The organism is Rhodococcus gannanensis (assembly GCF_042681175.1).
Classification (GTDB): domain Bacteria; phylum Actinomycetota; class Actinomycetes; order Mycobacteriales; family Mycobacteriaceae; genus Rhodococcus_G; species Rhodococcus_G gannanensis.
Window position 1 is genome coordinate 265679 of the sequence record NZ_JBHUFB010000007.1, and the last position, 25211, is coordinate 290889.

Below are 25211 nucleotides of genomic sequence, written 5' to 3' on the forward strand. Positions count from 1 at the left end.
TCGAATGCGACCTACCTCACAGGAGACTAGCCTCGACAGACATGAGCCTGCCTGCCGAGAACACCCGCATCGCGCTCGCAGCCCGGCCGGACGGAGAGCCGACGCCGTCCGACTTCCGGGTCGAGACGGTGCCGATCCCGGTACCTGCCGAGGGTGAACTGCTCCTGGAGATCCTGTACCTCTCGCTGGACCCGTACATGCGCGGTCGCATGAGCGAGGCCGAGTCGTACGCCGACCCGATCGCACTCGGTGACGTGATGGTCGGCGGAACCGTCGGGCGGGTGATCGAGTCCAAGGATCCGTCGTTCGCGAACGGGGATGTGGTGCTGTCGTTCTCGGGATGGCAGACCCATGCCGTCGCAGACGCCAGGCACGTGCGGAAGCTGGACCCGCACGCGGCACCGGTGCAGACGTCGCTCGGCGTTCTCGGCATGCCTGGCTTCACCGCGTACGCAGGCCTGCTGGAGATCGGCAGACCGGAGCGAGGGGAGACGGTGGTCGTGGCGGCGGCGACCGGGCCCGTCGGCTCCGCGGTCGGACAGATCGCCAAGATTCGGGGCGCCCGGGCCGTGGGCATCGCCGGTGGGCCCGACAAGGTCGCCCACCTGCGTGAGCTGGGCTTCGACGCCGCGGTCGACCACCGCGACCCGGACTTCGCCGCACAGCTGAACGCGGCCTGCCCCGACGGCATCGACGTGTACTTCGAGAACGTCGGCGGCAAGGTCTGGGACACCGTGCTTCCGCTGCTCAACACCTACGCTCGGGTGCCGGTCTGCGGCCTGATCGCCAACTACAACCTCACCTCGGCGCCGGAAGGACCGGACCGCGCACCCGCACTGATGAGCCGAATCCTGACGAAGAGCCTCACCGTGCGCGGCTTCATCCAGTCCGAGTTCGTGAAGGACCAGTTCGTGCACTTCCTCGCCGACATGTCGGGTTGGATCGCCGACGGTCGGGTGCGGTACCGGGAGGACGTCGTCGACGGACTCGAGAATGCACCCGACGCGTTCATCGGACTGCTGAAAGGTCAGAACTTCGGAAAGTTGCTGATCAAGGTCGCGCAATGACCAGCGCGGGGGTGCCACCGGCGACGGGCGGTCATCAGCACGTCGTGACCGGAGTGCTGTACGCCGCGTCGTTCCTGCTCGAACTGACGATGCTCACCGTCCTTGCCCTGTCCGGTGCCGCGGTAGGCGAGAGTCTCCTCGTCCGCGTGGCGGCCGGGATCGCGCTTCCCGTCGCCGCGGCGGCCGTCTGGGCCGTGTGGATGGCGCCGACGTCCACTCATCGGCTCGCCAATCCACGTCGCCTGGTGGCGCAGGTCGGTCTGTTCGCCCTGACCGGGCTGCTCGCCGCCGGACTCCTCGCGCCGTGGGTGGGTGCGGCGTTCTTCGTGGCGGCAACGCTGGTGTTCGGCGAACTCGCCCGACGCGAGAAGCGTTAGCGTCCCAGCTCTTCCGCGATCGCCCGAACTCCCACCAAGGCCTCGGCGAAGCTGGTGCTCAGCGGGCTCGGGCCGAGCCGGAGCCCCTGCGGCGCCCGGAAGTCGGGGATCACGCCACGCGCCCACAGCCGCTGCGTCACGTCGCGGAACGCGGGGTGGTCGAGGGTGATGTGACCGCCGCGGCGCTCGGCGCCCACCGGGGACGCGATCCGCACCCCGGGGAGCAGTTCGCCGGTGAGATCGATCAGGTACTCGGTCAACAGCACCGACTTCTCCCGGACCGCGCCGATCCCCGCCCGCTCGATCAGGTCGATCGTGGACTGCATTGCCACCATCCCCAGAATCGCCGGAGTACCGCTGACGACCCGCCGGATGCCCTCCGCGGGAACGTAACCCGGCCCCATCTCGAAGGGGTCCCGCCTGCCCATCCAGCCCTGGATCGGCTGCCGGAACACGTCGAGGTGCTCGGCGGCCACATACGCGAACGCGGGCGACCCCGGACCTCCGTTCAGGTATTTGTAGGTGCATCCGACCGCGAAATCGACGTTCCACGAGTCGAGTTCGATCGGGACGCTGCCCACGGAATGGCACAGGTCCCACAGGACCAGAGCGCCGGCGTCGTGCGCGACCCGAGTGATCGCCTCGGCGTCGGCGAGGTAACCGGACCGGTACGCGACGTGGCTGAGCACCACCAGCGCGGTGCGCTCGGTGATCGCCTCGCGTGCGGCGTCGAGTTCGACACCCGACGCGGGATCCACGGTGATCCACCGCAGGTCGAGTCCCAGCTCGTTCGCAACACCCTCCAGGACGTACCGGTCGGTGGGGAAGTTGTCGGTGTCCAGGACGATCTCGGTCCGGCCCGGACGCATCGCGAGAGCGCCACGGGCGAGCTTGTAGAGCAGGACCGTCGTCGAGTCGCCGACCGTGGTCTGCCCGGCGGCGGCGCCGAGCACGACCGAACCGATCCGGTCGCCGATCGTCAGCGGCAACTCCATCCACTGCTCGTCCCAGCCACGGATCAGCCGCCCCGACCACTGCGCGACGGCCGCGGTGATCGCCTCGGTCGCGGCGATCGTCGGCCGGCCCAACGAGTTGCCGTCCAGGTACGACACCACGTCGGAAGCGGGGTCGTCGGCGCCGTGGAACAGGGACCGGTACTCCCGCAACGGGTCCGCGGCGTCCCGGGTAGCGGCGGCCTGCTGGAGTTCGTGGACGTCGACGGTCATCGGGATGTCTCCTGGAGATCGGTGACGGTGACGACTCGCGCCCGGGTGAGCCAGTCGGCGAAGTCGTCGTCGTTCGGGGGTGGGGTGTCGGGAACGAAGGTGATCCGGTCGAGGCCGGCGGCGAAGCGCGCGGCGGAGTCGCCCTCGGTCATGGCGGCGACGACGTGGTCGCGGCCCAGACCCGCGGCGAGCAGCGCCCGGACCTCCGACGCGTTCGGGCCCTGCGGCAGGTCACCGTTGCCGAGGTCCGTTCCGTACCGGACCGTTCCGCCGGCGGCGTGGAAGCGCCGCAGATTGTCCACGGCGACATCGAGTTCCGGTCCGCAGTGGATGGCCAGGGTGCTGATCCAGACCGTCGACCGGGCAGCGGACTCGATCAGCGCGTCGTCGAGGGTCTCGGTCCACGGCGTGTGGGCGAGGACGTCGACCCCGGCAGCGACGGCCCGGGCACTCTGCCCGGCACCCTCGACGTGCGCGACCGCCCGCAGTCCCGTCGCGTGCGCGGCCGCGACCACCGCGGCGAGCGTGTCGTCGTCGAACACAGGACCGGCCACGGAGTTCAGGGTGAGTTTGACGAACGCCGCGCCCGCGTCCGCCTGCTCGCGGACCGCGTCGGCGGCGTCCCTGGCGGAGGTGACCTCGCGGACGGATCCGTGTGGCGCCCACGCCCGGTCGCTCGGGTAGCCGCCCGGTGCGGTGAGGAACTGTCCGGCGAAACGCACCCGCGGCAGTCCGGCGGCGGGACCGTTCGGGCTCGGCCAGGTCGCAGCCGCTTCCAGGCCGGCCCCCAGGTCGTGCACCTCGTCGAGGCCGCCCGCGTACAGCGCCCGCGCATCGGTGAGTTCGAGGTGCACGTGCGCGTCGCGGAATCCGGGGAATACGGTGCCGTCGAGCGTGACGTCCGCGGCCGGACCCACCGCGCCCGGCCGCATCCGTTCGTCGTCGAGGGTGAAGCCGGTCGGTCCGGTCCACCGCCCGCGCCACGACTCGGCAGCCGCGATCGTGCGCGCCGACACGTCACCGCCCGACTTCGGTGCGAACCGCGAACAATTCGGGGAAGAAGGTCAGGTCCAGTGCCCGCTGCAGGAACCCGACGCCACTCGACCCGCCGGTGCCCGCCTTCGTGCCGATGGTGCGCAGCACCGTCCGCATGTGCCGGAACCGCCACAGCTGGAAGTTCTCCTCCAGGTCCACGAGCTCCTCGAACGACTCATACGCCGCCCAGTGCTCGTGGGGGTGCTCGTACACCTGCTTGATCAGCGGGATCAGCTCGGTGTTCGAGGTGTACGGCGCGCTCACGTCCCGGGTCAGCGCCGACTCGGGGACATCGAGGCCGGCACGGCTCAGGTGCCGCCAGAACTCGTCGTAGAGGCTCGGCTGCGCCAGCAGTCGCGACAGCAGCTCGTGCGACGGCGGATCCGACTCGAACACGCGCAGTGCGTCCGCGTTCTTGTTGCCGAGAACGAACTCCACCGCCCGGTACTGGCAGGACTGGAAACCCGACGCGTTGCCGAGAAATCCGCGGAACTGCGAGTACTCGGTCGGGGTGAGCGTCGCCAGCACCGACCACTGCTCGGTCAGCGACTTCTGGATGTGCTTGACCCGGGCGATGCACTTGAGCGCCACCGCGACGTCGTCGCGGGCCAGCGCCGACGTCGCGCCCTCCAGCTCGTGCAGCGTCAGCTTCAGCCACAACTCACTGGTCTGGTGGGCGATGATGAACAGCAGCTCGTCGTGGTGGACAGGGGTGCTCACCGGGTGCTGTGCGGAGAGCAGGGTGTCCAGATCGAGGTACGACGCGTAGCTCATCCGGTCCCGGAAGTCGGTGACGATGCTCGCCTCGAGGGGGCGGATGTTCTCGTCGGCGCCCATGTCTCGACCCTGCCGCACCGCAGCCGATCCGTCCACCGCGGACGAGTCGGATCGACCGGTCACGACTCGATCCCTGCGGCCTCCGCGGCGCGGCGACGTCGCGTGTTCAGCACCGACAGTCCGGCGATCACCAGCGTGAGGATCGCAGTCGAGATCAGCTGCTTGCGGGCATCGGCGTCGGTGAGCATCAGCAGGATCAGGCCACCGAGCGCGGCGAGCGTCAGCCAGCTCAGGTACGGGAAGCCCCACATCTTCACGGTGAGCTTGCCGTCGGCCTCCAGCCGGCGGCGCAGCCGCAGCTGCGCGACGACGATGAAGATCCACACCACGAGCAGAGCCGCGCCGACCGCGTTCAGCAGGATCGACAGCAGCGAATCCGGCAGCAGCCAGTTCAGCAGCACCGACACGAAGCCGAAGAACACCGACACCAGGACCGCGTTGGTGGGGACACCGTTGGCGGACAGCTTCGACAGCCATGCGGGGCCGTCACTGTCGCGTGACAGCGCGAACGCCATGCGGGAGGTGCCGTAGACGTTGGCGTTGAACGCGGACAGCAGTGCGACCACGACGACTAGTTCCATGAACCCGGAGACGTACGGCAGGCTCGCCTCGTTGAGGACGGCCACGAACGGCCCGGACTGCAGGTCCTCGGAGTCCCAGGGGAGGACGAGCACCATGATCGCGATCGAGCCGAGGTAGAACAGGCTGATCCGCCACACGACGCTGCGCACGGCCGACGCGATGGACTGTTCGGGGTTCTTCGACTCCGCGGCCGCGATGGTCACGATCTCGATGCCGCCGAAGGCGAACGCGACGACGAGCAGGCCGGCCGCGATACCGGCGATTCCGTTCGGCATGAAGCCGCCCTCGCCGAGCAGGTTGGTGGTGCCGACCGGATCGGTGTCGGGGAGCAGACCGAACACCAACAGCACACCGATCACCAGGAACGCGACGATGACGGTCACCTTGATCGCGGCGAACCAGAACTCGAACTCGCCGAAGTTGCGGACCTTCGACAGGTTCACGACGGCGAAGAAGGTGACGAACACCAGCGCGAACACCCACTGCGGGATGCCGGGGAGCCAGCTGTGCACGATCGCCGACGCGCCCGTGATCTCGGCGCCGAGCACCATGATCAACATGAACCAGTACAGCCAGCCGAGGGTGAACCCGGCCCACTCGCCGATACCGATCCGGGCGTAGTGGCTGAACGAGCCGGACGCCGGGATCGCCGCGCCCATCTCGCCGAGCATGCGCATCACTGCGATAACGATGATGCCTGCGATGGCGTAGGAGATCAGGACGGCCGGACCGGCCTTGGCGATGCCGACGCCGGTGCCGAGGAACAGGCCGGCCCCGATCGCGGACCCGAGACCCATCATCGTCAGATGACGGACCTTGAGGCCGTGACCGAGGTGCGAGGTGTCCCCCTCGTCCGGTGTCGTGGTGGTCGAGGGGGCCTCAGGGTGATTCATGGAAAACCGGTATTTCAGTGGTGCGGGTGAGACGGGTGGAGCTGGTGGAGAACGTGTGACGCGACGTCAGTCGTTGGCGTGCAGGGCGGCATTCAGTTCGATGCCGGTGCCGGACTTGGCGACGACCTCGACCCCGCCGGTGACGGAGTTGCGACGGAACAGCAGGTTGGACTTGCCGCTCAGGTCCTTGGCCTTGACGACGGTGCCGTCCGGTCCGGTGACCTTGGTGCCCGCGGTGACGTACAGGCCGGCCTCCACGATGCAGTCGTCGCCGAGCGAGATGCCCAGGCCCGAGTTCGCGCCGAGCAGGCAGCGCTTGCCGACGGAGATGACCTCCTTGCCGCCACCGGACAGGGTGCCCATGATCGAGGCGCCGCCGCCGACGTCGGAGCCGTCGTCCACGACGACACCGCCGGAGATGCGGCCCTCGACCATCGAGTTGCCCAGGGTGCCTGCGTTGAAGTTCACGAAGCCCTCGTGCATGACGGTCGTGCCGGACGCCAGGTGCGCGCCGAGGCGGACCCGGTCGGCGTCGCCGATGCGGACACCCGACGGGATCACGTAGTCGACCATGCGCGGGAACTTGTCCACGCTGTACACGGTGACCGGGCCGCGGGCGCGTAGCTTCGCGCGGGTGAGCTCGAAGCCCTCGACCGCGCACGGTCCGAAGTTGGTCCACACGACGTTCGCGAGCAGGCCGAACACGCCGTCGAGGTTCAGGCCGTGCGGCTGCACGAGGCGGTGGGAGATGAGGTGGAGACGCAGGTAGGCGTCGTGCGCGTCGACGGGTGCTGCGGACAGGTCGGCGATGGAGGTGCGGACCACCACGCGGGTGACGCCGCGGTCGGTGTCCTCGCCGGTCAACGCAGCGAAATCGGCGGGCACGTCGGCGCCGGTGAGGACGACGGTGCCGGCCTCGGCGGCCTCGCCGAGGGCGGGCTCCGGATACCAGGTGTCGAGGACGACCCCGCCCGTGGTCACGTTGGCAATACCGACTGCGGTAGCTCCCTGAATGCTCACGGGCGTCCAGGTTACCGTCCGGCCAGGTGAACCTGTGCGGCGCCGTGTTTCTGTGCCACGCTTCGGAGAGGTACCGCAGCCCGGAAGGACGTGGAATCCATGCGCAGAATCGCACTTCGCCGCACCGCAGCACTCGCAGCGTCGGGCACCGTCCTCGCCGCCGTCGTGGCGACCGCGGTCCCCACCGCGTCCGCGGCGCCCGCCTGCCCCGACAGCAGATCGCCCGCCCTGGTCGGGCGCGTTCCCGGCGCGGTGCTCGAAGGTGCCGCCGTCGACGGGGCCGGCCGGATGTACGTGACCGATCTGGTGTCGGGTCGCGTGTTCCGCCTCGACCGTCCGGGTGCGCCCGCGGTCCCGATCGCCACCGTCCCCAGCGGCGGCGCCGGGGCACTGGCCTGGGCGCGGGACGGATCCCTGCTGGTCGGGTACGGCGCCGACGCCCGTGTGTTCACCGGCGACGCGACCCGGTCCGCGGGGATCGTCGCGGTCGACGTGAACACGGGCGCGGTCCGACCCTTCGCGTCCGGGCTCAGCGCGGCGAACGGACTCGCGGTCGCCCGGGACGGGACCGTGTACGCCACCAACGACTTCGGTTCGCTCGTCGGTCGCGTCCTGCCGAACGGGGTCGTACAGCCGGACTGGGCGGTGCTGCCCAGCGCCAACGGTGCGGCGCTGAGTGCCGACGACCGCTACCTCTACGTGTCGCGGACCTTCACGAATCCGGGGGTGAGCCGGATCCCGACCGCGAACCCCGCCGCGCCGGAATCGGTCGTGACGTTCGCGGGGGCCGACGTGTTCGCCGCGCCCGACGGTCTGGTCCTCGACCCGCAGGGCCGCCCCGTCGTCCCGACCGACGTGTCGGGTCAGATCCTCCGCGTCGACGGGCCCGAGCGGTTCTGCGTGCTCGCGTCGGGGCTGCCGATGTCGAGCGTCCTCACCTACGGCAGCGGAGGCACCGGTTTCTCCGCCGGCCGCCTGTTCCGCGCTGGCTTCGACGGCGAGATCTACGAGGTGTAGGCGATTCGCGCCCGCTCACCGGTGCGCTCGTTCGGCCCGGCCGCCGGGTGGATTCGTGCCACGCTGTTCCCGCTGATCACAGGTGAAGTGCGGGAAAGGTGCGGACATGCGCAGGATTGCGGCGGGATGCGGGACCAAGGCCGGTCGAGGGCTACGGGCGACCGCAGGGTCGATCGTGGCGGCGACCGCCGTGGTGGGTGCCGTGATCACGGCACCGTCCTCGTCGGCGGCACCGCTGTGCTCCGCCTCCGGTGCGTCCCCTGTCCTCGTCGCGCAGGCTCCCGGTGCGGCACTCGAGGCGGTCACGGTCGACCGGTCGGGTCGCCTCTACGCGACCGACCTGCTGAGCGGCCGGATCCTGCGATTCGACGGCCCGGGGTCGCCTGCGTCGGTCGTCGCGACGGTGCCCGGCGGGGGAGCCGGGGGACTGGCGTGGGCGCCGGACGGCGACCTGCTGGTCGGCTACGGAGCGCAGACCGCGGCCACCGGTGACGCGATGCGTGCGGCCGGGATCGTGAAGGTGAACGTCGCGACCGGGGCGGTCGTGCCCTTCGCCACCGGCCTGAGCGCGGCGAACGGACTCGCGGTCGGCCCCGACGGAACCGTGTACGCGACGAACGACCTCGGTTCGCTGATCGGTCGGGTGTCGCCGGACGGCACGGTGCAGGCGGACTGGGCGACGCTGCCCAGCGCCAACGGAGCGGCGGTGGACGCGGACGGCCGCTACCTGTACGTCTCCCGGAGTTTCGTGGATCCCGGCGTGAGCCGCATCCCCGTGTCGAACCCGTCGGCTCCCGAGTCGCTCGTCACGTTCGGCGGAGTTGACGTGCTCGCGATCCCGGACGGGCTGACCCTCGACGGCCGGGGCCGACCATTGGTCCCGGCGGCGGGGACGGGACAGTTTCTCCGGGTCGACGGACCGAATGCGGTGTGCGCAGTGGCGAACGGACCGCTGCTGTCGAGCGCCGTCGCCTACGGTGCCGGCCCGACCGGATTCTCCGCGGGCCGACTGTTCCGGGTGGGCTTCGACGGCGCCGTCTTCGAGGTGTGAGAGCGACGGGTTCCGGTCCCTACTTGTAACCCCGCTTCAGCAGGTACTTCGCGCCCGCGGCGAAATCCTCGGGGGCCAGCAGCTCGAAGTCGAATGCGTCCGCGAGCCGATTTGTGACGTCGAACGCGGTGCACACCGCGAGCGCGTCCTCGATCTTCCGGTGCGAGACGCCCGCGGCCAGGACCGCGCGCATGTCGTCGGCGGTGACGGTCCCGGTCCGGGTCAGCGTGCCGAGCATGCGGAGCGTCGCCCGGAGTCCGTCGTCCACGGGTGCCGTCTCGAGATCGGCGAGGACGCCGCGGACCCGTGCTCGGTCCCCGTCCGCCCGCATCGCTGTCGCGGTGTGTGCGGCGATGCAGAACGGGGACCGGTTCACCGTCGACACGTACGCCGCCATCAGTTCCCGGTCGGCGATCGACCAGTCGGACTCACCACGCATCGCCTCGTGGGTGAACTCCTTGGCTCGCCTGCCGTAGAAGTCAGGTCGGTGGAACACGATGCGCGCGGCGTCGGGTACCGGATGCCGCGAGAACAGCCGAATCATCGCGAAAATCGCCCTCGTTCTCGCGTCGTATCCGTGGTTCAGGACATCGGGTCGCATCAGGTGTCCGCCTCGTCGAGCGCCGCGAGCGCCGACTCGTACATTCGGGTCGACCGGCCGACGGCCGCGCACACCACCAGCTCGAACAGTTGATCGTCGGCCAGTCCGGTCGCCGCGAAGTCGTCGTCGGTGATCTGCGTCGGATCGGTGACCACCTTGTCCAGCAGCGGCTTCACCGACGGCTGCAGGCCGGCGCCGGCGAAGGCCCGGGAGCGCAGGTCCACCGCTGTACACCCGGGTCCGGTGAGGATCCGGTCCACCAGCGCGCGCTGCGCCGCCCGCTTCGCGTCGTCGGGCATGTAGCCAGCGTAGGCGCCTCCTCGGCGCGGGAACCACCACAGACATGCACGGGTGGCGCAGCCGCATAGTCTTGGGTCCGTGACCGCGCTGCCATACCTGGACCTGCATGCCGACCCGATCGACCTGACCGCCGCGCTCGTGGACATTCCGAGCGTGTCGCAGGACGAGGCGCTGATCGCGGACGCCGTGGAGCTGGCGCTGCGGGAGCAGACGATCGGCTTCGAGGTGATCCGCAGCGGCAACGCAGTCCTCGCGCGTACCAGCCTGGGACTGCCGAGCCGGGTGATGCTCGCCGGGCACCTCGACACCGTGCCGATCGCCGACAACGTCCCGAGCCGCCGCGAGGTGAACTCGCCCGAGGGGGACGTCCTGCACGGCTGCGGGACCGTCGACATGAAGTCGGGGGACGCGGTGTTCCTGCACCTCGCCGCCACGATCGAGGAACTTGCGCACGACCTGACGCTGGTCTTCTACGACTGCGAGGAGATCGCCGCGAAGTACAACGGCCTCGGTCGTATCGAGCGGGACCTGCCTGACTGGTTGCGGGCCGACGTCGCGGTTCTGGGTGAGCCGTCCGGCGGGTTCATCGAGGCCGGCTGCCAGGGCACGCTGCGGGTCAGGCTGACCACCACGGGAACGCGGGCGCACTCGGCGCGCTCCTGGCTGGGCGACAACGCGATCCACAAGTTCGGGCCGCTGCTGCAGCGGCTGTCCGAGTACGAGGCGCGGTCGGTGGACATCGACGGCTGCGTCTACCGCGAGGGCCTGTCCGCGGTCCGGATCTCCGGCGGGGTCGCGGGCAACGTCGTCCCCGACGCCGCGGAGGTGGACGTGAACTTCCGCTTCGCGCCCGACCGCAGCACCTCGCAGGCCGTCGAGCACGTCCGCGAGGTCGTCGACGGTCTCGGCCTCGGATTCGAGGTCACCGACAGTTCGGCAGGCGCGCTGCCGGGACTGTCCGCGCCCGCGGCGGCGGAACTGATCGCGGCGGCGGGCGGCCAGGTGCGCGCCAAGTACGGCTGGACCGACGTGTCCCGTTTCGCGGCGCTCGGCATTCCGGCGGTGAACTACGGTCCCGGCGACCCGAATCTCGCCCACAAGCGGGACGAGCGGGTGCCGGTGCAGCAGATCACCGACGTGACGGCCGTGCTGCGCGGCTACCTCGGCAACTGACGCGTACCCGCGTTCGCCTACTGCGGCCGATAGCCTGGCCGCATGGCACCGGACAAGACACCTGGCGGACCGCGCAGCGGCTCCGGTAAACGTGGCGGCCCGTCCTCGGTGAAGCACCGCGGACCGATCATGCTGCGCCGTGAGCGCAAGGCGGAGGCCACCAACGCCGACCGCAGGCTCCTCGATCAGCGCGGCCCCAGCGACTGGGTGCACACCGATCCGTGGCGGGTCCTGCGCATCCAGAGCGAGTTCATCGAGGGCTTCGGCGCTCTCGCCGAGGTGCCGCGCGCGGTCACCGTGTTCGGTTCGGCGCGCACACCCGAGGGGACGCCCGAGTACGACAGCGCCCGCGAACTCGGCGCTGCGCTCGCCAGCGAGGGCTACGCCGTCATCACCGGAGGCGGTCCCGGCGTCATGGAGGGCGCCAACCGCGGCGCCAGCGAGAACGGCGGCTACTCGATCGGGCTCGGCATCGAGCTGCCGTTCGAACAGGGCCTCAACGAGTGGGTCGATCTCGGCATCAACTTCCGCTACTTCTTCGCCCGCAAGACGATGTTCGTCAAGTACTCCCAGGCGTTCATCTGCCTGCCCGGTGGCTTCGGCACCATGGACGAGCTCTTCGAGGCGCTCACGCTGGTGCAGACCGGCAAGATCACCCGGTTCCCGATCGTGCTGTTCGGGTCGCGTTTCTGGGGCGGACTCGTCGACTGGATCCGCACGACCCTCGTCGAGGAGGGCAAGATCTCGGCGAGCGACGTCGACTTGCTGCACGTCACCGACAGCGTCGACGAGGCGGTCCGCATCGTGGTGCACGCGCAGGCGGCCGACGACGCGGCACGCGCGCGGGACGGGCTGGACGAATGGTGAGCCCGCGCCCGGTCGCCGTCTGCGTCTACTGCGCCTCCGGGCCCGTCGACGCGTCGTTCCTGTCGCTCGCCGCCGAGGTCGGCGCGGAGATCGGGCGTCGCGGCATGACCCTGGTGTCCGGCGGCGGCAACGTGTCGATGATGGGGGCCGTCGCCGAGTCTGCCCGCCGCCACGGCGCCTGGACCGTGGGTGTCATCCCGAAGGCGCTGGTGCACCGCGAGGTCGCCGACGTGGACGCCGACGAGCTGATCGTCACGGACACCATGCGGCAGCGGAAACAGATCATGGAGGACCGGGCGGACGCATTCATCGCCCTGCCCGGCGGGATCGGGACGCTCGAGGAACTGTTCGAGACGTGGACCGCCGGCTACCTGGGCATGCACGACAAACCGATGGTGCTGCTCGATCCCGTCGGCCACTACACCGGGCTGCTGGAATGGCTGGGTGGATTGCGCGCCGGCGGATTCGTGCAGCAGCGTGCGCTGGACGCCCTCGTGGTCACCGCGGACGTCGGTGCGGCGCTCGACGCGTGCAATGCCACTATGAAGCCATGATCGAGATCACGTCCGGGACCGAGTCCGGGCCACGACCGGCGCCGACGCCCTCGTCGACGCTGTGCGGTCGGCCCGTTCCGACGGATCGGGCGCTGGTGATGGCGATCGTCAACCGGACGCCCGACTCCTTCTACGACCGCGGCGCGACGTTCACCGACGAGGCCGCGATGTCCGCTGTCGCGCGGGCGGTCGACGAGGGCGCCGACCTCGTCGACATCGGCGGCGTGAAGGCCGGGCCGGGCGACGTCGTGGACGCCGCCGAGGAGATCCGGCGGGTCGTGCCGTTCGTCGAGGCGATCCGCAGCCGCTATCCGGATCTCCTCATCTCGGTGGACACGTGGCGGTCCGAGGTCGCTCGGCTCGCGTGCGAGGTCGGCGGGAACCTCGTCAACGACACCTGGGCGGGCGCCGACCCGGATCTCGTCGCCGTCGCCGCGGAGTTCGGCGCCGGGTACGTCTGCTCGCACACCGGGGGAGCGGTGCCACGGACGCGACCGCATCGCGTCCGGTACGCGGACGTGGTCGCCGATGTCGTCGCCGAAGTGGTGCCCGCGGCCGAACGGGCTCTCGCGCTCGGTGTGCCGCGGGACGGGATTCTCATCGATCCGACCCACGATTTCGGCAAGAACACCTTCCACGGGCTCGAGTTGTTGCGTCGAATGGACGATCTCGTTAAGACCGGGTGGCCAGTTCTGATGGCACTGAGCAACAAGGACTTCATCGGGGAGACTTTGGGTGTGGAACTCGCCGAGAGGTTGGAGGGCACATTGGCAGCGACTGCATGGGCGGCATCGAACGGCGCCCGCGTATTCCGCGTGCACGAGGTCGCGTCCACGCGCCGAGTCGTCGACATGATCGCCGCGATCACCGGAACCCGCGCACCGGTCCGCACGGTTCGGGGGCTGGCATGAGCACGTCGGGGATCGGTGAGCGCACCTGGTCGGAGGCGAACAGCTGGGACCACCCGGACTGGACCGTCGCGGAACTGGAGGCCGCGAAGGCGGGCCGGACCGTCTCGGTGGTGCTGCCTGCACTGAACGAGGAGAAGACGGTCGCGGCCGTGGTGGACAGCATCCACCCGCTGCTCGGTGGGCTGGTCGACGAGCTGATCGTCCTCGACTCCGGTTCGACCGACGAGACCGCCGATCGGGCCCGCGCCGCGGGTGCCACCGTCGTCAGTCGCGAGGAGGCGGTTCCCGAGCTGTCCCCGGTTGCGGGCAAGGGTGAGGTGCTGTGGCGTTCGATCGCCGCGAGCAGCGGTGACATCATCGCGTTCGTCGATTCCGACCTGATCAACCCGGACCCGGCGTTCGTGCCGAAGCTCCTCGGTCCGTTGCTGACCGTCGACGGCATCCACCTGGTCAAGGGCTACTACCGACGACCGCTGCGGGTCAGCGGCACCGAGGACGCGAACGGCGGGGGCCGGGTCACCGAACTCGTGGCGCGTCCCCTCCTCTCGGCGCTGCGGCCCGAGCTGACGTCGGTCCTGCAGCCACTCGGCGGGGAGTACGCGGGCACCCGTGAACTGCTGTCGGCGGTGCCGTTCGCGCCCGGCTACGGAGTGGAGATCGGGTTGCTGCTCGACACCTACGACCGACTCGGGCTCAGCGCGATCGGGCAGGTCAACCTCGGTGTCCGCAAACACCGCAACCGGCCGCTCGTCGAACTCGGAGTGATGAGCAGGCAGATCATCGGCACCATGCTCCGCCGCTGCGGGGTGGACGACTCCGGTGCGGGACTGACGCAGTTCCGGGCGGAGGACGACACCTTCCTCCCGGTCACCACGGACGTCTCCCTCGACGACCGGCCGCCGATGAACACGCTCCGTCCACGGGCGGCGGCCCGTCCGTAGGGGATGCGTGTCGGCGGGCCGTGACAGGATCGAGGCATGGTCACCGTCCTGCTGTACCTGCTCGTCATGGCCCTCGTCGGTGGGGCGCTGTTCCTGGTTGCGTCCGTCGTGTTCGGACGCGGCGAAGAGATGGCAGCGGTCCCGCCTGCGACCACCGTGACCGCGCTGCCGTCACGGGACGTGACAGGCGCGGACGTGCAGGACCTCCGGTTCCAGCAGGCGTTGCGTGGTTACAAGGCGAGCGAGGTGGACTGGGCCCTGGACCGCCTGGGCGTCGAGATCGACTCGCTGCGTGCGCAGCTCGCGGAGGCCAGGGCCGCCGCGCCGGCGTCACCGACTGTCGGGCCTGCCGACGAGGCGCCCGTGACTCCCGCCCCGGCGGAGGCCACCGAGAAGGATCCCGCGTGACCGACGACCGCTTCCGTTGCCCGTGGGCCGTCGATTCGGCCGGCTCCACCCTGTACCGCGACTACCACGATCACGAGTGGGGTGTGCCGCTGCACGGTCGGGACGAGCTGTTCGAGCGGATCTGCCTCGAGGCGTTCCAATCGGGGCTGTCCTGGATCACGGTGCTGCGCAAGCGGGACGCGTTCCGCGAGGCGTTCGCGGGGTTCTCCGTCGATGCAGTCGCCGCGTTCGGAGCGGAGGATGTCGAGCGACTGCTCGCGGACGCGGGCATCGTGCGGAACCGAGCGAAGATCGAGGCGTCCATCGCCAACGCGCGGGCCGTCCTCGACCTCGACGGCACGGATCTCGACTCCCTGCTGTGGTCGTTCGCGCCGCCGCCACGCCCGAGCCGGCCTGCGTCTGTCGCGGAGGTGCCCGCGGTCACCGACGAGTCGACGGCGATGGCGCGCGAGCTCAAGCGGCGCGGCTTCCGGTTCGTCGGCCCCACCACGGCGTATGCACTGATGCAGGCCACGGGCATGGTCGACGACCATGTGGTGGACTGTTGGGTCCCGACAAGGTGATGGCGAGCGCGTCCTGGCCGGTCGCAGGCCCCGAATGGCGACTCCGATGCCCGGCGTTCCGGGCGATAGGGAAGAATGGACGAGCGGACCCGGCAAAAAGCCCGGGACCGACGATACAGATCTGGAGGGAGCAGGAATGGCGGCCATGAAGCCCCGGACTGGGGACGGTCCCCTCGAAGCAACCAAAGAAGGACGGGGAATCGTCATGCGGGTTCCGCTCGAGGGCGGAGGTCGACTGGTCGTCGAGCTGACCCCGGAGGAAGCCGCCGCGCTCGGCGACGAGCTCAAGAGCGTCACCAGCTGACCTCGCGCAGGGATCGACCATTCTGGGCCCCGCATCGCCGTCTCGGCGGGCGGGGCCCGGTGCTGATTCCGTACCGAGCGTGACTTCACGCCGTCGCTCAAGCAATCCCGATGCCGACTCCATGCTCGGTGCCGACCCCGAGAACCCGGAAGGGAGGCGGACAGTGCTCGCCGATGCGCTGCCCCTGCTCGCCTGCCCGCACTGCGGTGGCCACCTCGACGAGGCCGACGGCGCGCTCCTGTGCGGCAGCGGCCACAGCTTCGACATCGCCCGCCAGGGATACGTGAGCCTGCTCGCGGGGGCGTCGAAGATCACCGGTGACAGCGCCGAGATGATCGCCGCGCGGGCCGAGTTCCTGGACGCCGGCCACTTCGACGGGCTGCGTGCCGCTGTCGCCGACGCTTCCGTCGCCGCCGGGGTCGATGCTCCCGCCGTCCTCGAGGTCGGTGCCGGCACCGGCCACTACCTCGCGACCGTTCTCGACGCGCTGCCCGACGCGGTCGGCGTCGGTGTCGACGTTTCCAAGCCGGCGGCGCGCCGACTGGCGCGCAGTCACCCTCGGGCGGCCGCGATCGTCGCCGACGTCTGGACCCAGCTGCCCGTGCGGGACGGCTCGGTCAGTCACGCACTGTCGATCTTCGCTCCCCGCAACGCGGGGGAGTTGCACAGGGTGCTGCGGTCCGACGGCGAACTCGTCGTGCTCACGCCGACGGACCGGCACCTGCGGGAGCTGGTCTCCCACCTGTCGATGGTCCGAGTGGACGAGAACAAGACGGAACGGCTCGGCGCGGCGCTGGCGGGCCACTTCGACCGGATCGACCGCGTCGCCGTCGAGTACCCGATGGCGTTGTCGCACGCGGAGGCCCGGCACCTGGTCGGGATGGGGCCGTCGGCGCGGCACCTGGGACCGCGGGCGCTCGCCGACGCGCTCGCCGAACTCCCCGAACCGGTGACGGTCACCGCGTCCGTCACCGTGAGCCGCTACCGCCCTCGGTACTCCTCGACCGCGGCCTCGTAGACGCCGAGCGTCTGCCGAGCGATCTCCGCCCACGAGAACTCCGCGATGGCCCGCTTGCGTCCGGCGCGGCCCATCGCGGCGGCGCCGGTGCGGTCGGCGCACACGGCGTTCACCGCGGCGGCGAGGGCGTCCTGGTATGCCTCCGGCTCGTACTCGTTGTAGTGGACGAGACGACCCGTGGTGCCGTCGTCGACGACCTCGGGGATGCCTCCGACGTCGGACGCCACCACGGCCGTTTCGCAGGCCATCGCCTCGAGGTTCACGATCCCCAGTGGTTCGTAGACCGACGGGCAGACGAAGGTTGTTGCGGCGGAGAGGATCTGACGCACCGATGCCGTGGGAAGCATCTCCCGTACCCAGTGGACGCCGCCGCGTCCGGCGCGCAGTTCCTCGACGGCGCGCGCCGTCTCCACGCCGATGTCGGGGGTGTCGGGAGCGCCTGCACAGAGCACCAGCTGGATGTCCGGGTCGAACCGGTGGGCGGCGGCGATCAGGTGCCCGAGGCCCTTCTGCCGCGTGATGCGGCCGACGAACACCGCGAGCGGGCGGTCCGGGTCCACGCCGAGCCGGCCCAGCGCCTCGGACGACCATGGATCCTCCTCCGGGAACCAGACCTCGGTGTCGATTCCGTTGCGCACCACGTGCACTCGGTCCGGATCGACGAACGGGTAGGCGTCGAGGAGGTCGGACCGCATGCCCGAGCTCACCGCGACGATCGCGTCGGCGTACCGGACCGCGTTGCTCTCGGACCACGACGAGACCCGGTAGCCGCCGCCCAGCTGCTCGGCCTTCCAGGGCCGGCGGGGTTCCAGGGAGTGTGCCGTCAGGACGTGCGGTACCCCGTGCAACTGCCCCGCGAGGTGCCCGGCCAGTCCGGCGTACCAGGTGTGCGAGTGGACCACGTCGACCCCGGACGCGGCGGCCGCCATCCGCAGCTCCGCGGACAGCACCCCGAGCGCCGGATTGGCCGACGCCAGTGCCGGATCGGGGCCGTGCACCTGGGCGCCCTCGCGGGGTGCACCCATGCAGTGCACGTCGACCGTGCACAGGCGGGTCAACTGCGCGACGAGCTCGGTGACGTGTACTCCTGCCCCGCCATAGATCTCCGGCGGGTATTCCCTGGTCATCATCGCCACACGCACGCGCATAACGTAACCGTCGGGCGGGGAACCGGCCACCGCACCACCACCCGCCGGGCGTGATCCCGGTTGCGCTGGCGGGGGCAGGGTGCTGCCGATAGGTTGGCAGGGTGAGGAGCCAGCCGCACGTGCTTGGAATAGTGCTCGCCGGGGGCGAGGGGAAACGCCTGTATCCCCTGACGGCCGACCGGGCGAAGCCTGCCGTCCCCTTCGGTGGGGCCTACCGGCTCATCGACTTCGTGTTGAGCAACCTCGTCAACGCCGGCTACCTCCGGATCTGCGTTCTCACGCAGTACAAGTCGCACTCCCTCGACCGCCACATCTCGCAGACGTGGCGGTTGTCGGGGTTCGCGGGCGAGTACATCACCCCGGTTCCTGCTCAGCAGCGGCTCGGCCCGCGCTGGTACACCGGCAGCGCGGACGCCATCCTGCAGTCGCTGAACCTCGTCTACGACGAGGATCCCGAGTACATCGTCGTGTTCGGCGCCGACCACGTGTACCGGATGGACCCCGAGCAGATGGTCCGTCACCACATCGAGTCCGGGGCAGGCGTCACCGTCGCCGGTATCCGGGTGCCGCGCAGCGAGGCCTTCGCGTTCGGCTGCATCGACTCCGACGAGTCGGGCCGGATCACCCAGTTCCTGGAGAAGCCCGCACACCCGCCCGGCACGCCCGACGACCCGAACGTCACCTTCGCGTCGATGGGCAACTACGTGTTCACGACCAAGGTGCTCGTCGACGCGATCCGCGCCGACTCCGAGAATCCGGACTCCGATCACGACATGGGCGGCGACATCATTCCGCAGCTGGTCCGGGAGGGCGCCGCACACGTCTACGACTTCGCGGACAACGTCGTGCCGGGCGCCACCGACCGGGACCGCGGCTACTGGCGCGACGTCGGCACCATCGACGCCTTCTACGAGGCGCACATGGACCTGGTGTCGGTGCACCCGGTGTTCAACCTCTACAACCGTCGCTGGCCGATCCGCGGCGCCGCCGAGAACCTCGCCCCGGCGAAGTTCGTGCAGGGCGGCCTCGCGCAGGAGTCGATCGTCGGGTCGGGGTGCATCCTGTCCGCAGCGACCGTCCGCAACTCGGTGCTCAGCTCCAACGTGATGGTCGACGACGGCGCGACCGTCGAGGGCAGCGTCCTGATGCCGGGTGTGCGGATCGGCAAGGGCGCCGTCGTGCGGCGGGCGATCCTGGACAAGAACGTCGTCGTCGGCGAGGGCGAGATCATCGGTGTCGACGTCGACCGCGACAAACAACGTTTCGCCGTCAGCAACGGCGGCGTGGTCACCGTCGGCAAGGGCATCTGGATCTGACCTGATCGCCGGTCACGCGAGTGATGCACAGGGCGTCGGAGGTGTCTCGGATGAGTAACGACGATACCGCGGGAGCGGTGAACCTGGTTGAATTGGAATTCTCAGAGGCGTAATGGATTTCGAAGGCATTAGGGTCTGATCTCGGGTCTGTCCGGCCGCCGTTTTCCCGGGCCGGTCGCACCGTCGTGCAGGCCCTGGAATTCGGGATGCGCGATGATCGAAGCAGTACTGCGGGGGTCGGCTCGCAAGGCCGCCCACCCCCGACCGGAGTCACCCCTGCGAGCCGAGCAGGAGGACGGTGGTGCGGCGAAAGCGGCCGACGCCCGTCCTGTGCCCGACACGCTTACTCCTGCGGCGCCGGACGGCGTTCGCGCCGAAGCGTCGGACGCCGGTGGCACCCCGCCGCCGGACGCCGACGGTTCGCTGGCGCCGGCGGGCTGGTACCCGCCTGCCGGGAACCCGTGGCACCGCCGCCGCAAACGCCTGTCCCGGCGGCAGTGGGCGATCGGAATCCTGTCGGTGCTCGTCGTCGTCGCCGCGGTCGTCGGCGCGCCGAGGCTGTGGACGGAGATGACCCGCGGATGGGACGCGGTCCTGCGCCCGGCGGACCCGACGGAGGAGAACCGCATCAGTCCGGTCTCCCCGCCGCCTGAGCCGCCTCCGCCGGGCTCCGTCGCTCCCGGACCCGTGAACACGGGACTTCCGGGCAGCGCCGGTGCCGTCACCGGCGTCGCACTCTCCTTCGCCAACGGGTCGTGTGCTCCGGGCGGCCCGTGCACGATGCGGATCGACGTCGACCTCGACCCGGCCGCGAACGTCCCTGCGGTCACATGGAATCTCACCGTCTTCGACAGGTGTACGGGCGCGGTCCTGCCCGGCGCCGACGTCACCGTCCCGGTCCCGCCCGGTGCACGCGAGGCGTACGGGCTCGCCGGCGCCGTGCTGCCGCCGTCGGGTGCGGTCGGGCTCGCCGCGGTGACCACCGCTCCGGCGGCCGCCGCATCGGCGCCCGTCCTCGTGCCCGCGGAGAACGCCGTCTGCCCGCCCGAGGGCAGCAATGCAGGCCGATAAGCGCATATCCGACCCGTGGCTGGTGACGGCCGCCCTCGTCCTGGTCCTGCTCGGCCTGCTCAACCTCGTCTCGACGGGCATGACCTCGTACGCCGTGCGGCACGCGGCCTTCGCGGTGGTCGGACTCGTCGCGATGTGGGCGACGGCTCGGGTACGGGTCAGCACCTTCGGCCGGATCGGGTGGGCGGTCCTGGGGCTGTCGGTGTTGTTGCTCGCCGCGGTTCCGCTGGTCGGTGTCACGACGATGGGCGCACAACGCTGGCTCGACTTCGGATTGTTCACTGTGCAGCCGTCGGAACTGACCAAGCTCGGCCTGGTGCTGATGCCGGCCGCCGTCCTCGCTGCCGGATACAGCATGCGACGACTCGCGACGGTACTGCTGGCGGCCGCAGTGCCGATCGCGTTGGTCGCGATCCAGCCCGACCTGTCGACTGCCGTGGTTCTGGTCGCGACGGTGGCGCTCATGCTGATTCTCGCCCGGGTGCCGCTGCGCCCGATGCTTCCGCTGCTCGCGATCGGGATCGTGTCGGTGCCGCTCGCGGTGCTCTTCCTGCGGCCGTACCAGCTCGAACGGATCCACGTCTTCCTCTCCGGCGACGGCGGCGACCCGCAGGGCTCGGGGTGGGCTTCCGCGCAGGCGGACATCGCGGTCGGCAGCGGTGGGCTGTGGGGTCTGGGCCGGGAGCCCCGCTACGACCTGCGATCGGGGTACCTGCCGGAATCGGAGCACGACCTCGCGTTCGCGAGCCTGGTCTACGGCTGGGGACTCGTCGCGGGCATCGTGGTGGTTGCGGCGGTCGTCGTGATCGTGTGGCGGTCCACGGTCGCCGCGCGGCTCGCCCGGAGCCGCGAGGCAGCGCTGGTCGCCGCGGGGATCGGTGGGTTGTTCGGGGTGCAGGCAGTCGCGTCGATCGGGGCGAGCCTGTCGGTGCTGCCGCAGACCGGCATGCCGATTCCGCTCTTCAGTTACGGCGGCACCGTCGGGATCGTGTCGTTCGTGGCGATCGGCCTGGTGCTCGCGGTGCGACGCGATGGAGTCACCAGGCAGCTGTGGGCGACCGAGTCGCCACGCCGTCGCCGCCCTCGTGGCGTGGCGACGGGAGCGCTCGCGGTGACGGCGGCTCTGGTTGCGATGTCCGTCTCGGCGTGGCAGTTGCAGACGGAGCACGGACCGGAGCTGCGGGCGGCGAGCGACGTGCAGATGATGCGATGCATCAGGCTGCCCGCCGAACGCGGAAACATCCTCGACCGCAACGGGACACCGGTCGCGAACAACGTCGCCGAGTACACCGTCGCGGTCGTGTCGGGCATGTTCGACACCACCGACGCAACGCTGCACGACCGGCTCGCCGCTCTGCTCGCCGTTCCACCGGAGCGGTTGACCGAGATGCTGCGCGAACGGGGTGACGGGCTGCAGGTGGTGCTCGCCCGGATCGGACCGGACCAGGCCCGAGCGGTCGTGGACGCCCGGCTGCCCTGGGTACTGGTGTACCCGACGGGCCGTAGGCAGTACCCGCAGGGATCGCTGCTCGCGTCCGTCCTGGGATACGTGGGCGTCGCGGACACCGACGACATGGACCGCTGGCAGAACCTTCCGCTCGGGTCGCGGGTCGGCAAGGCCGGCCTGGAGAAGCAGTACGACGCGGTACTACGGGGCACCGACGGAAAACAGTGCGTCTACGTCGACCCGTCCGGGAACCCGGTCGCGACGGCCGAGCGCGTCGACCCGGTGCACGGTCACGACCTGCGGCTGAATCTCGACGTCGGTATGCAGCAGGCCGCCACGGACGCGCTGGTGGAGGCGATGAAGACGAGCGGGGGCGACGTCGGTGCCGCGGTGGTGATGGACGCGCGGACGGGTGCCGTGCTGACGCTCGCCAGCGTCCCGAGTTACGACAACAACGTGTACGGGCCGCCGGTCGACGTGGTCGCGCTGGCTGCGCAGACCAACACGACCGGGCCCGGCCGGATGCTCAACCACGCGGTGCAGACCGCGGCGCCACCCGGGTCGACCTTCAAGATCGTCGTCGCGTCGTCGAACGCGCAGTTCGGCGTGATCTCACCGGACCAGCAGCTGGCGGGCGGCGCGGCCTACACGTACGGCGGGCACACGTTCGCGAACTGGCAGCCGATGGGTCCGAACAGTCTGCTCGGCGCGATCCAGTGGTCCGACAACGTCTACTTCTACCAACTCGGCGAACGCCTCGGTCCCGAGCGAATGGCCACCACGGCACGCGAACTCGGTGTCGGCAGCCCGTCCGGGATCGACCTGCCCGCGGAGTCGCCGGGCTTCCTCGGCACCCCGGAGAACGTCGGCGAGATCGGTGGAACCTGGTATCCCGGTTCGACTCTGCTGATGGGCATCGGTCAGGGCACCGTCATCGCCACGCCGATGCAGGTGGCACGCTGGACGTCCGGGATCGCGACCGGTGCGATGGTCGTGCCGCAGCTCGCGGCGGGGTACGGACCCGACGGAAGCGTCCCACTGCCGACGGCGGCGCCGACCCGCCTGTCCTTCGCCGACCTGCTCGGTCCGGTCCGCGCCGGCATGCGGGCGTCCGCGGCGGCAGGCACCGCGGGACAGCTCGCCACGCTGCCGATCACGGCCGGCGCCAAGACCGGGACCGCGGAGGATCCGTCCGCGCCGGGCAAGGGCCCCAACGCCGGCCTCAACGCCTGGTTCTCGGCGGTCGCGCCGTTCGAGGCACCGGAGATCGTGGTGACCGCGCTCGTTCGCGGCGGTGGATTCGGTTCGGCGACATCGGGTCCCGTGGTGAAGAAGGTGTTCGAGTACTACCTGGCGCACCGGGGACGCTGACAGCACAACACCGCAGGGGCCCGGCCGGGCACCTGCGGTGTGTGTCGGACGGTGTGATTCAGCTGTAGGCCGCGACGACCTCGGGATGGTTCAGGCACGCTGCGGTGCCCTCCGCCACGCAGGTGACGGGTCGCTCGGCCAACTTGACGCCGATGCCGAGCGACTCCTCGAGCATCTGGGACATCCCGCGCAGCAGGGTGCCGCCGCCGATCCCGAGCACACCCTCCGACATCACGTCGCCGACCGCCTGGGGCGGCAGGTCCTCGAGGCAGGCGGAGAGGGTCTGCACGATGCCGGTTGCAGTGGGCCGCAAGGCTTCCGCGATCTCCTCGGCGCGCAGCTGCACCATCCGGGCGCGACCGGACACCGCGTCGCGCCCCTCGACCGTCATGGTCTGCCCCTCGGAGTTGTCCGGGATGCCGATCTTCGCGCGCTCGGCGGTCAGCTCACCGACGATGATCCGGTGCTCGTCACGCAGGTAGTGGTAGAGCGCGCTCGTCAGCTCGTCACCCGCGAGCCGGCAACTGCGGTGCGAGAGGATCCCGCCGTAGCAGAACGCGGTGATTTCCGATGTGCCACCACCGATGTCGACGACCATGTGCGCGCGGGGTTCGAGCGGGTTCATACCGCTTCCCAGCGCACCCGCGACCGGTACCGGCACGAGCGCCACCTTCCGCATGCCTGCCTCGTGCGCGACCTCCACGAGCGCGCGCCGTTCGAGGGTGGTGGCACCGACCGGCACCGCGACGACCCCCCTGGGGCGCACCCCGTAGCGCCCACGCGGCGCAACTCGCCTGATCACGGCGGTGACGAACGCGCGCGCGGAGTCGAGATCCGCGATCACCCCGTCCCGCATCGGCCGCACCGACGAGATCCCTTCGGGAGTTCGTCCGACCAGATCGTGCGCGTCGCCGCCGATCGCCAGGGCCCGGTTCGGGTCCTTCGAGCGAACCAGCATGAACGACGGCTCGTTGAGCACGATGCCGTCGTCGGGCGTGCCGACCACGGTGTTGGTCGTGCCGATATCGATACCCAGTCCACCCACGTCGACCTCCGAGAGGTGTTCGAGCGAGATGACGACAATCGTGTCAATCGTAGGAGGGGTACCGCGGTTTCGTTTCCCAATGCGGGGCACATCGGGAACCGAGACCGGTCTGCAACCGTGTTCGCCCCGATCCGTGACCTGTGCAGGCGCCCGGACCGCGGGGGGCGGTCACCACGACGAGGACCCGGCCGGATCCACGTCGGCACTGCGCCGGCTCCGGCACCCGGTCGTTCCACGCCTCGAGAGCGGTCGCCTCACGTCCCGGTGCGGGACGCGCAGAGCAGACCGTCCCCGACGGGGAGCAGCACCTTCGTCAGGCGGTCGTCCTCCGCGATGGCTCGCGCCGCGGCCCGCACCGCGAGAGTCACCGAGTCCCGGGCGGCGGGATCGGCCACCCGGCCGCCGAGGAGTGCGTTGTGGAAGACGATGACGCCACCGGGACGCAGCAGCCGAACGCCCTGCTCGACGTACAGCGGATGGTCGGCTGGGACGGTGTCGACGAACACCAGGTCGTAGGAGCTGTCCGCGAGCCGGGGCAGGACGTCGAGACCCCAGCCGTTGATGAGGCGCGTCCGCCCGGACCCGATCGACGCCGAGCGGAAGGCGTCCTTCGCGGCGCGCTGATGCTCGGGTTCGGGGTCGATCGTGGTGAGCACGCCGTCCGGTCGCATTCCGTCGAGGAGCCACAGCCCGCTCACTCCTGCACCGGTGCCGATCTCGACGACGGTGCGCGCGCCGAGCATCTGCGCGAACAGGCTCAGCAGTGCCCCGACGGACGGGGGCACGGGATCGGCACCGAGGTCTTCGGCCCGCTCACGTGCGGAAACGAGGATGTCGTCCTCCAGGACGGACTCCTCGGTGTGGGCCAGCATCTGGTCGCCGTTGGTGTGCACGAGCACGAGGTTATCGCTGTCGCGGTCCGGGCGTGTCGAGGCGCGCACTCCCGACCCGCCGGTGTGACCTGTCCGGCGGACATTCTCAGGCGCAACTCAGGTTGCTCACACGTCCCGCACACGCCGTTCGAGCACAGTGTCGACACAACCTGATCAGCGACAGCGAGATCAGCAG

Annotated in this window: 26 protein-coding genes; 16 read left to right on the plus strand and 10 right to left on the minus strand. The window is 70.3% G+C overall.

Annotated features, from left to right (window positions below; translation table 11 throughout):
- Positions 1-41: 41 nt before the first annotated feature.
- Positions 42-1067: an NADP-dependent oxidoreductase gene (locus ACFSJG_RS04890; RefSeq protein WP_378484078.1), complete on the plus strand. Its 1026-nt coding sequence runs from the start codon at positions 42-44 to the stop codon at positions 1065-1067.
- Entirely contained in the window at positions 1064-1444 is a 381-nt protein-coding gene (locus ACFSJG_RS04895) for a DUF2568 domain-containing protein (RefSeq protein WP_378484079.1), read from the plus strand. Before ACFSJG_RS04890 ends, ACFSJG_RS04895 begins: the two co-directional genes overlap by 4 nt.
- On the opposite strand, the gene kynU is transcribed toward ACFSJG_RS04895, so the two are convergent.
- The 5 genes from kynU to dapD form a co-directional block, all read right to left on the minus strand.
- The gene (gene kynU, locus ACFSJG_RS04900; RefSeq protein ID WP_378484080.1) at positions 1441-2670 is read right to left on the minus strand and encodes a kynureninase; all 1230 of its coding nucleotides are present in this window, start codon (positions 2668-2670) and stop codon (positions 1441-1443) included. The genes ACFSJG_RS04895 and kynU overlap by 4 nt on opposite strands.
- Complete coding sequence (locus tag ACFSJG_RS04905) at positions 2667-3686, minus strand: amidohydrolase family protein (protein ID WP_378484081.1); 1020 nt, start codon at positions 3684-3686, stop codon at positions 2667-2669. The genes kynU and ACFSJG_RS04905 overlap by 4 nt, the downstream gene beginning before the upstream one ends.
- Position 3687: 1 nt before the next feature.
- Positions 3688-4542 (minus strand): tryptophan 2,3-dioxygenase, encoded by an 855-nt coding sequence (locus ACFSJG_RS04910; protein WP_378484258.1) that lies wholly within the window; start codon positions 4540-4542, stop codon positions 3688-3690.
- 59 nt (positions 4543-4601) lie between these two features.
- Positions 4602-6017, minus strand: a complete 1416-nt coding sequence (locus ACFSJG_RS04915; protein WP_378484082.1) for an amino acid permease — start codon at positions 6015-6017, stop codon at positions 4602-4604.
- 66 nt (positions 6018-6083) lie between these two features.
- Complete coding sequence (gene dapD, locus ACFSJG_RS04920; protein ID WP_378484083.1) at positions 6084-7037, minus strand: 2,3,4,5-tetrahydropyridine-2,6-dicarboxylate N-succinyltransferase; 954 nt, start codon at positions 7035-7037, stop codon at positions 6084-6086.
- 99 nt (positions 7038-7136) lie between these two features.
- Here dapD and ACFSJG_RS04925 point away from each other — a divergent pair, with 99 nt between their 5' ends.
- A complete protein-coding gene (locus ACFSJG_RS04925; protein ID WP_378484084.1) occupies positions 7137-8054 on the plus strand; it encodes an SMP-30/gluconolactonase/LRE family protein in 918 nt (305 codons plus the stop codon).
- Positions 8055-8160: 106 nt separating this feature from the next.
- Positions 8161-9105: an SMP-30/gluconolactonase/LRE family protein gene (locus ACFSJG_RS04930; RefSeq protein ID WP_378484085.1), complete on the plus strand. Its 945-nt coding sequence runs from the start codon at positions 8161-8163 to the stop codon at positions 9103-9105.
- A 19-nt stretch (positions 9106-9124) separates the two neighbouring features.
- Here the strand turns inward: ACFSJG_RS04930 and ACFSJG_RS04935 are convergent, their stop codons facing one another.
- A complete protein-coding gene (locus ACFSJG_RS04935) occupies positions 9125-9649 on the minus strand; it encodes a carboxymuconolactone decarboxylase family protein (RefSeq protein ID WP_378484086.1) in 525 nt (174 codons plus the stop codon).
- 56 nt (positions 9650-9705) lie between these two features.
- Complete coding sequence (locus ACFSJG_RS04940; protein ID WP_378484087.1) at positions 9706-10005, minus strand: hypothetical protein; 300 nt, start codon at positions 10003-10005, stop codon at positions 9706-9708.
- Between the two features lie 88 nt (positions 10006-10093).
- Here ACFSJG_RS04940 and dapE point away from each other — a divergent pair, with 88 nt between their 5' ends.
- The 9 genes from dapE (at position 10094) to ACFSJG_RS04985 (ending at position 16745) form a co-directional block, all read left to right on the plus strand.
- Positions 10094-11179 (plus strand): succinyl-diaminopimelate desuccinylase, encoded by a 1086-nt coding sequence (gene dapE, locus ACFSJG_RS04945; protein WP_378484259.1) that lies wholly within the window; start codon positions 10094-10096, stop codon positions 11177-11179.
- A gap of 42 nt (positions 11180-11221) precedes the next feature.
- Positions 11222-12046: an LOG family protein gene (locus tag ACFSJG_RS04950; protein WP_378484088.1), complete on the plus strand. Its 825-nt coding sequence runs from the start codon at positions 11222-11224 to the stop codon at positions 12044-12046.
- Positions 12040-12600, plus strand: coding sequence for an LOG family protein (locus ACFSJG_RS04955; RefSeq protein ID WP_378484089.1), 561 nt, complete (start codon positions 12040-12042; stop codon positions 12598-12600). The genes ACFSJG_RS04950 and ACFSJG_RS04955 overlap by 7 nt, the downstream gene beginning before the upstream one ends.
- The gene (gene folP / locus ACFSJG_RS04960) at positions 12597-13511 is read left to right on the plus strand and encodes a dihydropteroate synthase (protein WP_378484090.1); all 915 of its coding nucleotides are present in this window, start codon (positions 12597-12599) and stop codon (positions 13509-13511) included. The genes ACFSJG_RS04955 and folP overlap by 4 nt, the downstream gene beginning before the upstream one ends.
- Positions 13508-14452: a glucosyl-3-phosphoglycerate synthase gene (locus ACFSJG_RS04965; RefSeq protein ID WP_378484091.1), complete on the plus strand. Its 945-nt coding sequence runs from the start codon at positions 13508-13510 to the stop codon at positions 14450-14452. The genes folP and ACFSJG_RS04965 overlap by 4 nt, the downstream gene beginning before the upstream one ends.
- 36 nt (positions 14453-14488) lie before the next feature.
- On the plus strand, positions 14489-14860 hold the full coding sequence (locus ACFSJG_RS04970; protein WP_378484092.1) for a DivIVA domain-containing protein: 372 nt from the start codon (positions 14489-14491) through the stop codon (positions 14858-14860).
- On the plus strand, positions 14857-15423 hold the full coding sequence (locus tag ACFSJG_RS04975; protein ID WP_378484093.1) for a DNA-3-methyladenine glycosylase I: 567 nt from the start codon (positions 14857-14859) through the stop codon (positions 15421-15423). Before ACFSJG_RS04970 ends, ACFSJG_RS04975 begins: the two co-directional genes overlap by 4 nt.
- Before the next feature lie 136 nt (positions 15424-15559).
- Positions 15560-15727, plus strand: a complete 168-nt coding sequence (locus ACFSJG_RS04980; RefSeq protein ID WP_006554284.1) for a DUF3117 domain-containing protein — start codon at positions 15560-15562, stop codon at positions 15725-15727.
- Between the two features lie 163 nt (positions 15728-15890).
- The gene (locus ACFSJG_RS04985; RefSeq protein WP_378484260.1) at positions 15891-16745 is read left to right on the plus strand and encodes a putative RNA methyltransferase; all 855 of its coding nucleotides are present in this window, start codon (positions 15891-15893) and stop codon (positions 16743-16745) included.
- On the opposite strand, the gene glgA is transcribed toward ACFSJG_RS04985, so the two are convergent.
- Positions 16709-17887 carry a glycogen synthase gene (gene glgA, locus ACFSJG_RS04990; RefSeq protein WP_378484261.1) on the minus strand — a complete coding sequence of 393 codons (1179 nt, stop codon included), beginning with the start codon at positions 17885-17887 and terminating at the stop codon, positions 16709-16711. The genes ACFSJG_RS04985 and glgA overlap by 37 nt on opposite strands.
- A gap of 107 nt (positions 17888-17994) precedes the next feature.
- Between glgA and glgC the strand changes: the two genes are divergently transcribed.
- From glgC to ACFSJG_RS05005, 3 genes are all read left to right on the plus strand, one after another.
- Positions 17995-19209: a glucose-1-phosphate adenylyltransferase gene (glgC, locus tag ACFSJG_RS04995; RefSeq protein ID WP_378484094.1), complete on the plus strand. Its 1215-nt coding sequence runs from the start codon at positions 17995-17997 to the stop codon at positions 19207-19209.
- Between the two features lie 213 nt (positions 19210-19422).
- A complete protein-coding gene (locus tag ACFSJG_RS05000; protein ID WP_378484095.1) occupies positions 19423-20280 on the plus strand; it encodes a hypothetical protein in 858 nt (285 codons plus the stop codon).
- Positions 20267-23098, plus strand: coding sequence for an FtsW/RodA/SpoVE family cell cycle protein (locus tag ACFSJG_RS05005; RefSeq protein ID WP_378484096.1), 2832 nt, complete (start codon positions 20267-20269; stop codon positions 23096-23098). The genes ACFSJG_RS05000 and ACFSJG_RS05005 overlap by 14 nt, the downstream gene beginning before the upstream one ends.
- 58 nt (positions 23099-23156) lie before the next feature.
- On the opposite strand, the gene mreB is transcribed toward ACFSJG_RS05005, so the two are convergent.
- Both mreB and ACFSJG_RS05015 read right to left on the minus strand, forming a co-directional pair.
- Positions 23157-24143 carry a rod shape-determining protein gene (gene mreB / locus ACFSJG_RS05010; protein ID WP_378484097.1) on the minus strand — a complete coding sequence of 329 codons (987 nt, stop codon included), beginning with the start codon at positions 24141-24143 and terminating at the stop codon, positions 23157-23159.
- Positions 24144-24397: 254 nt separating this feature from the next.
- The gene (locus ACFSJG_RS05015) at positions 24398-25015 is read right to left on the minus strand and encodes an O-methyltransferase (protein WP_378484262.1); all 618 of its coding nucleotides are present in this window, start codon (positions 25013-25015) and stop codon (positions 24398-24400) included.
- Positions 25016-25211: the final 196 nt, after the last annotated feature.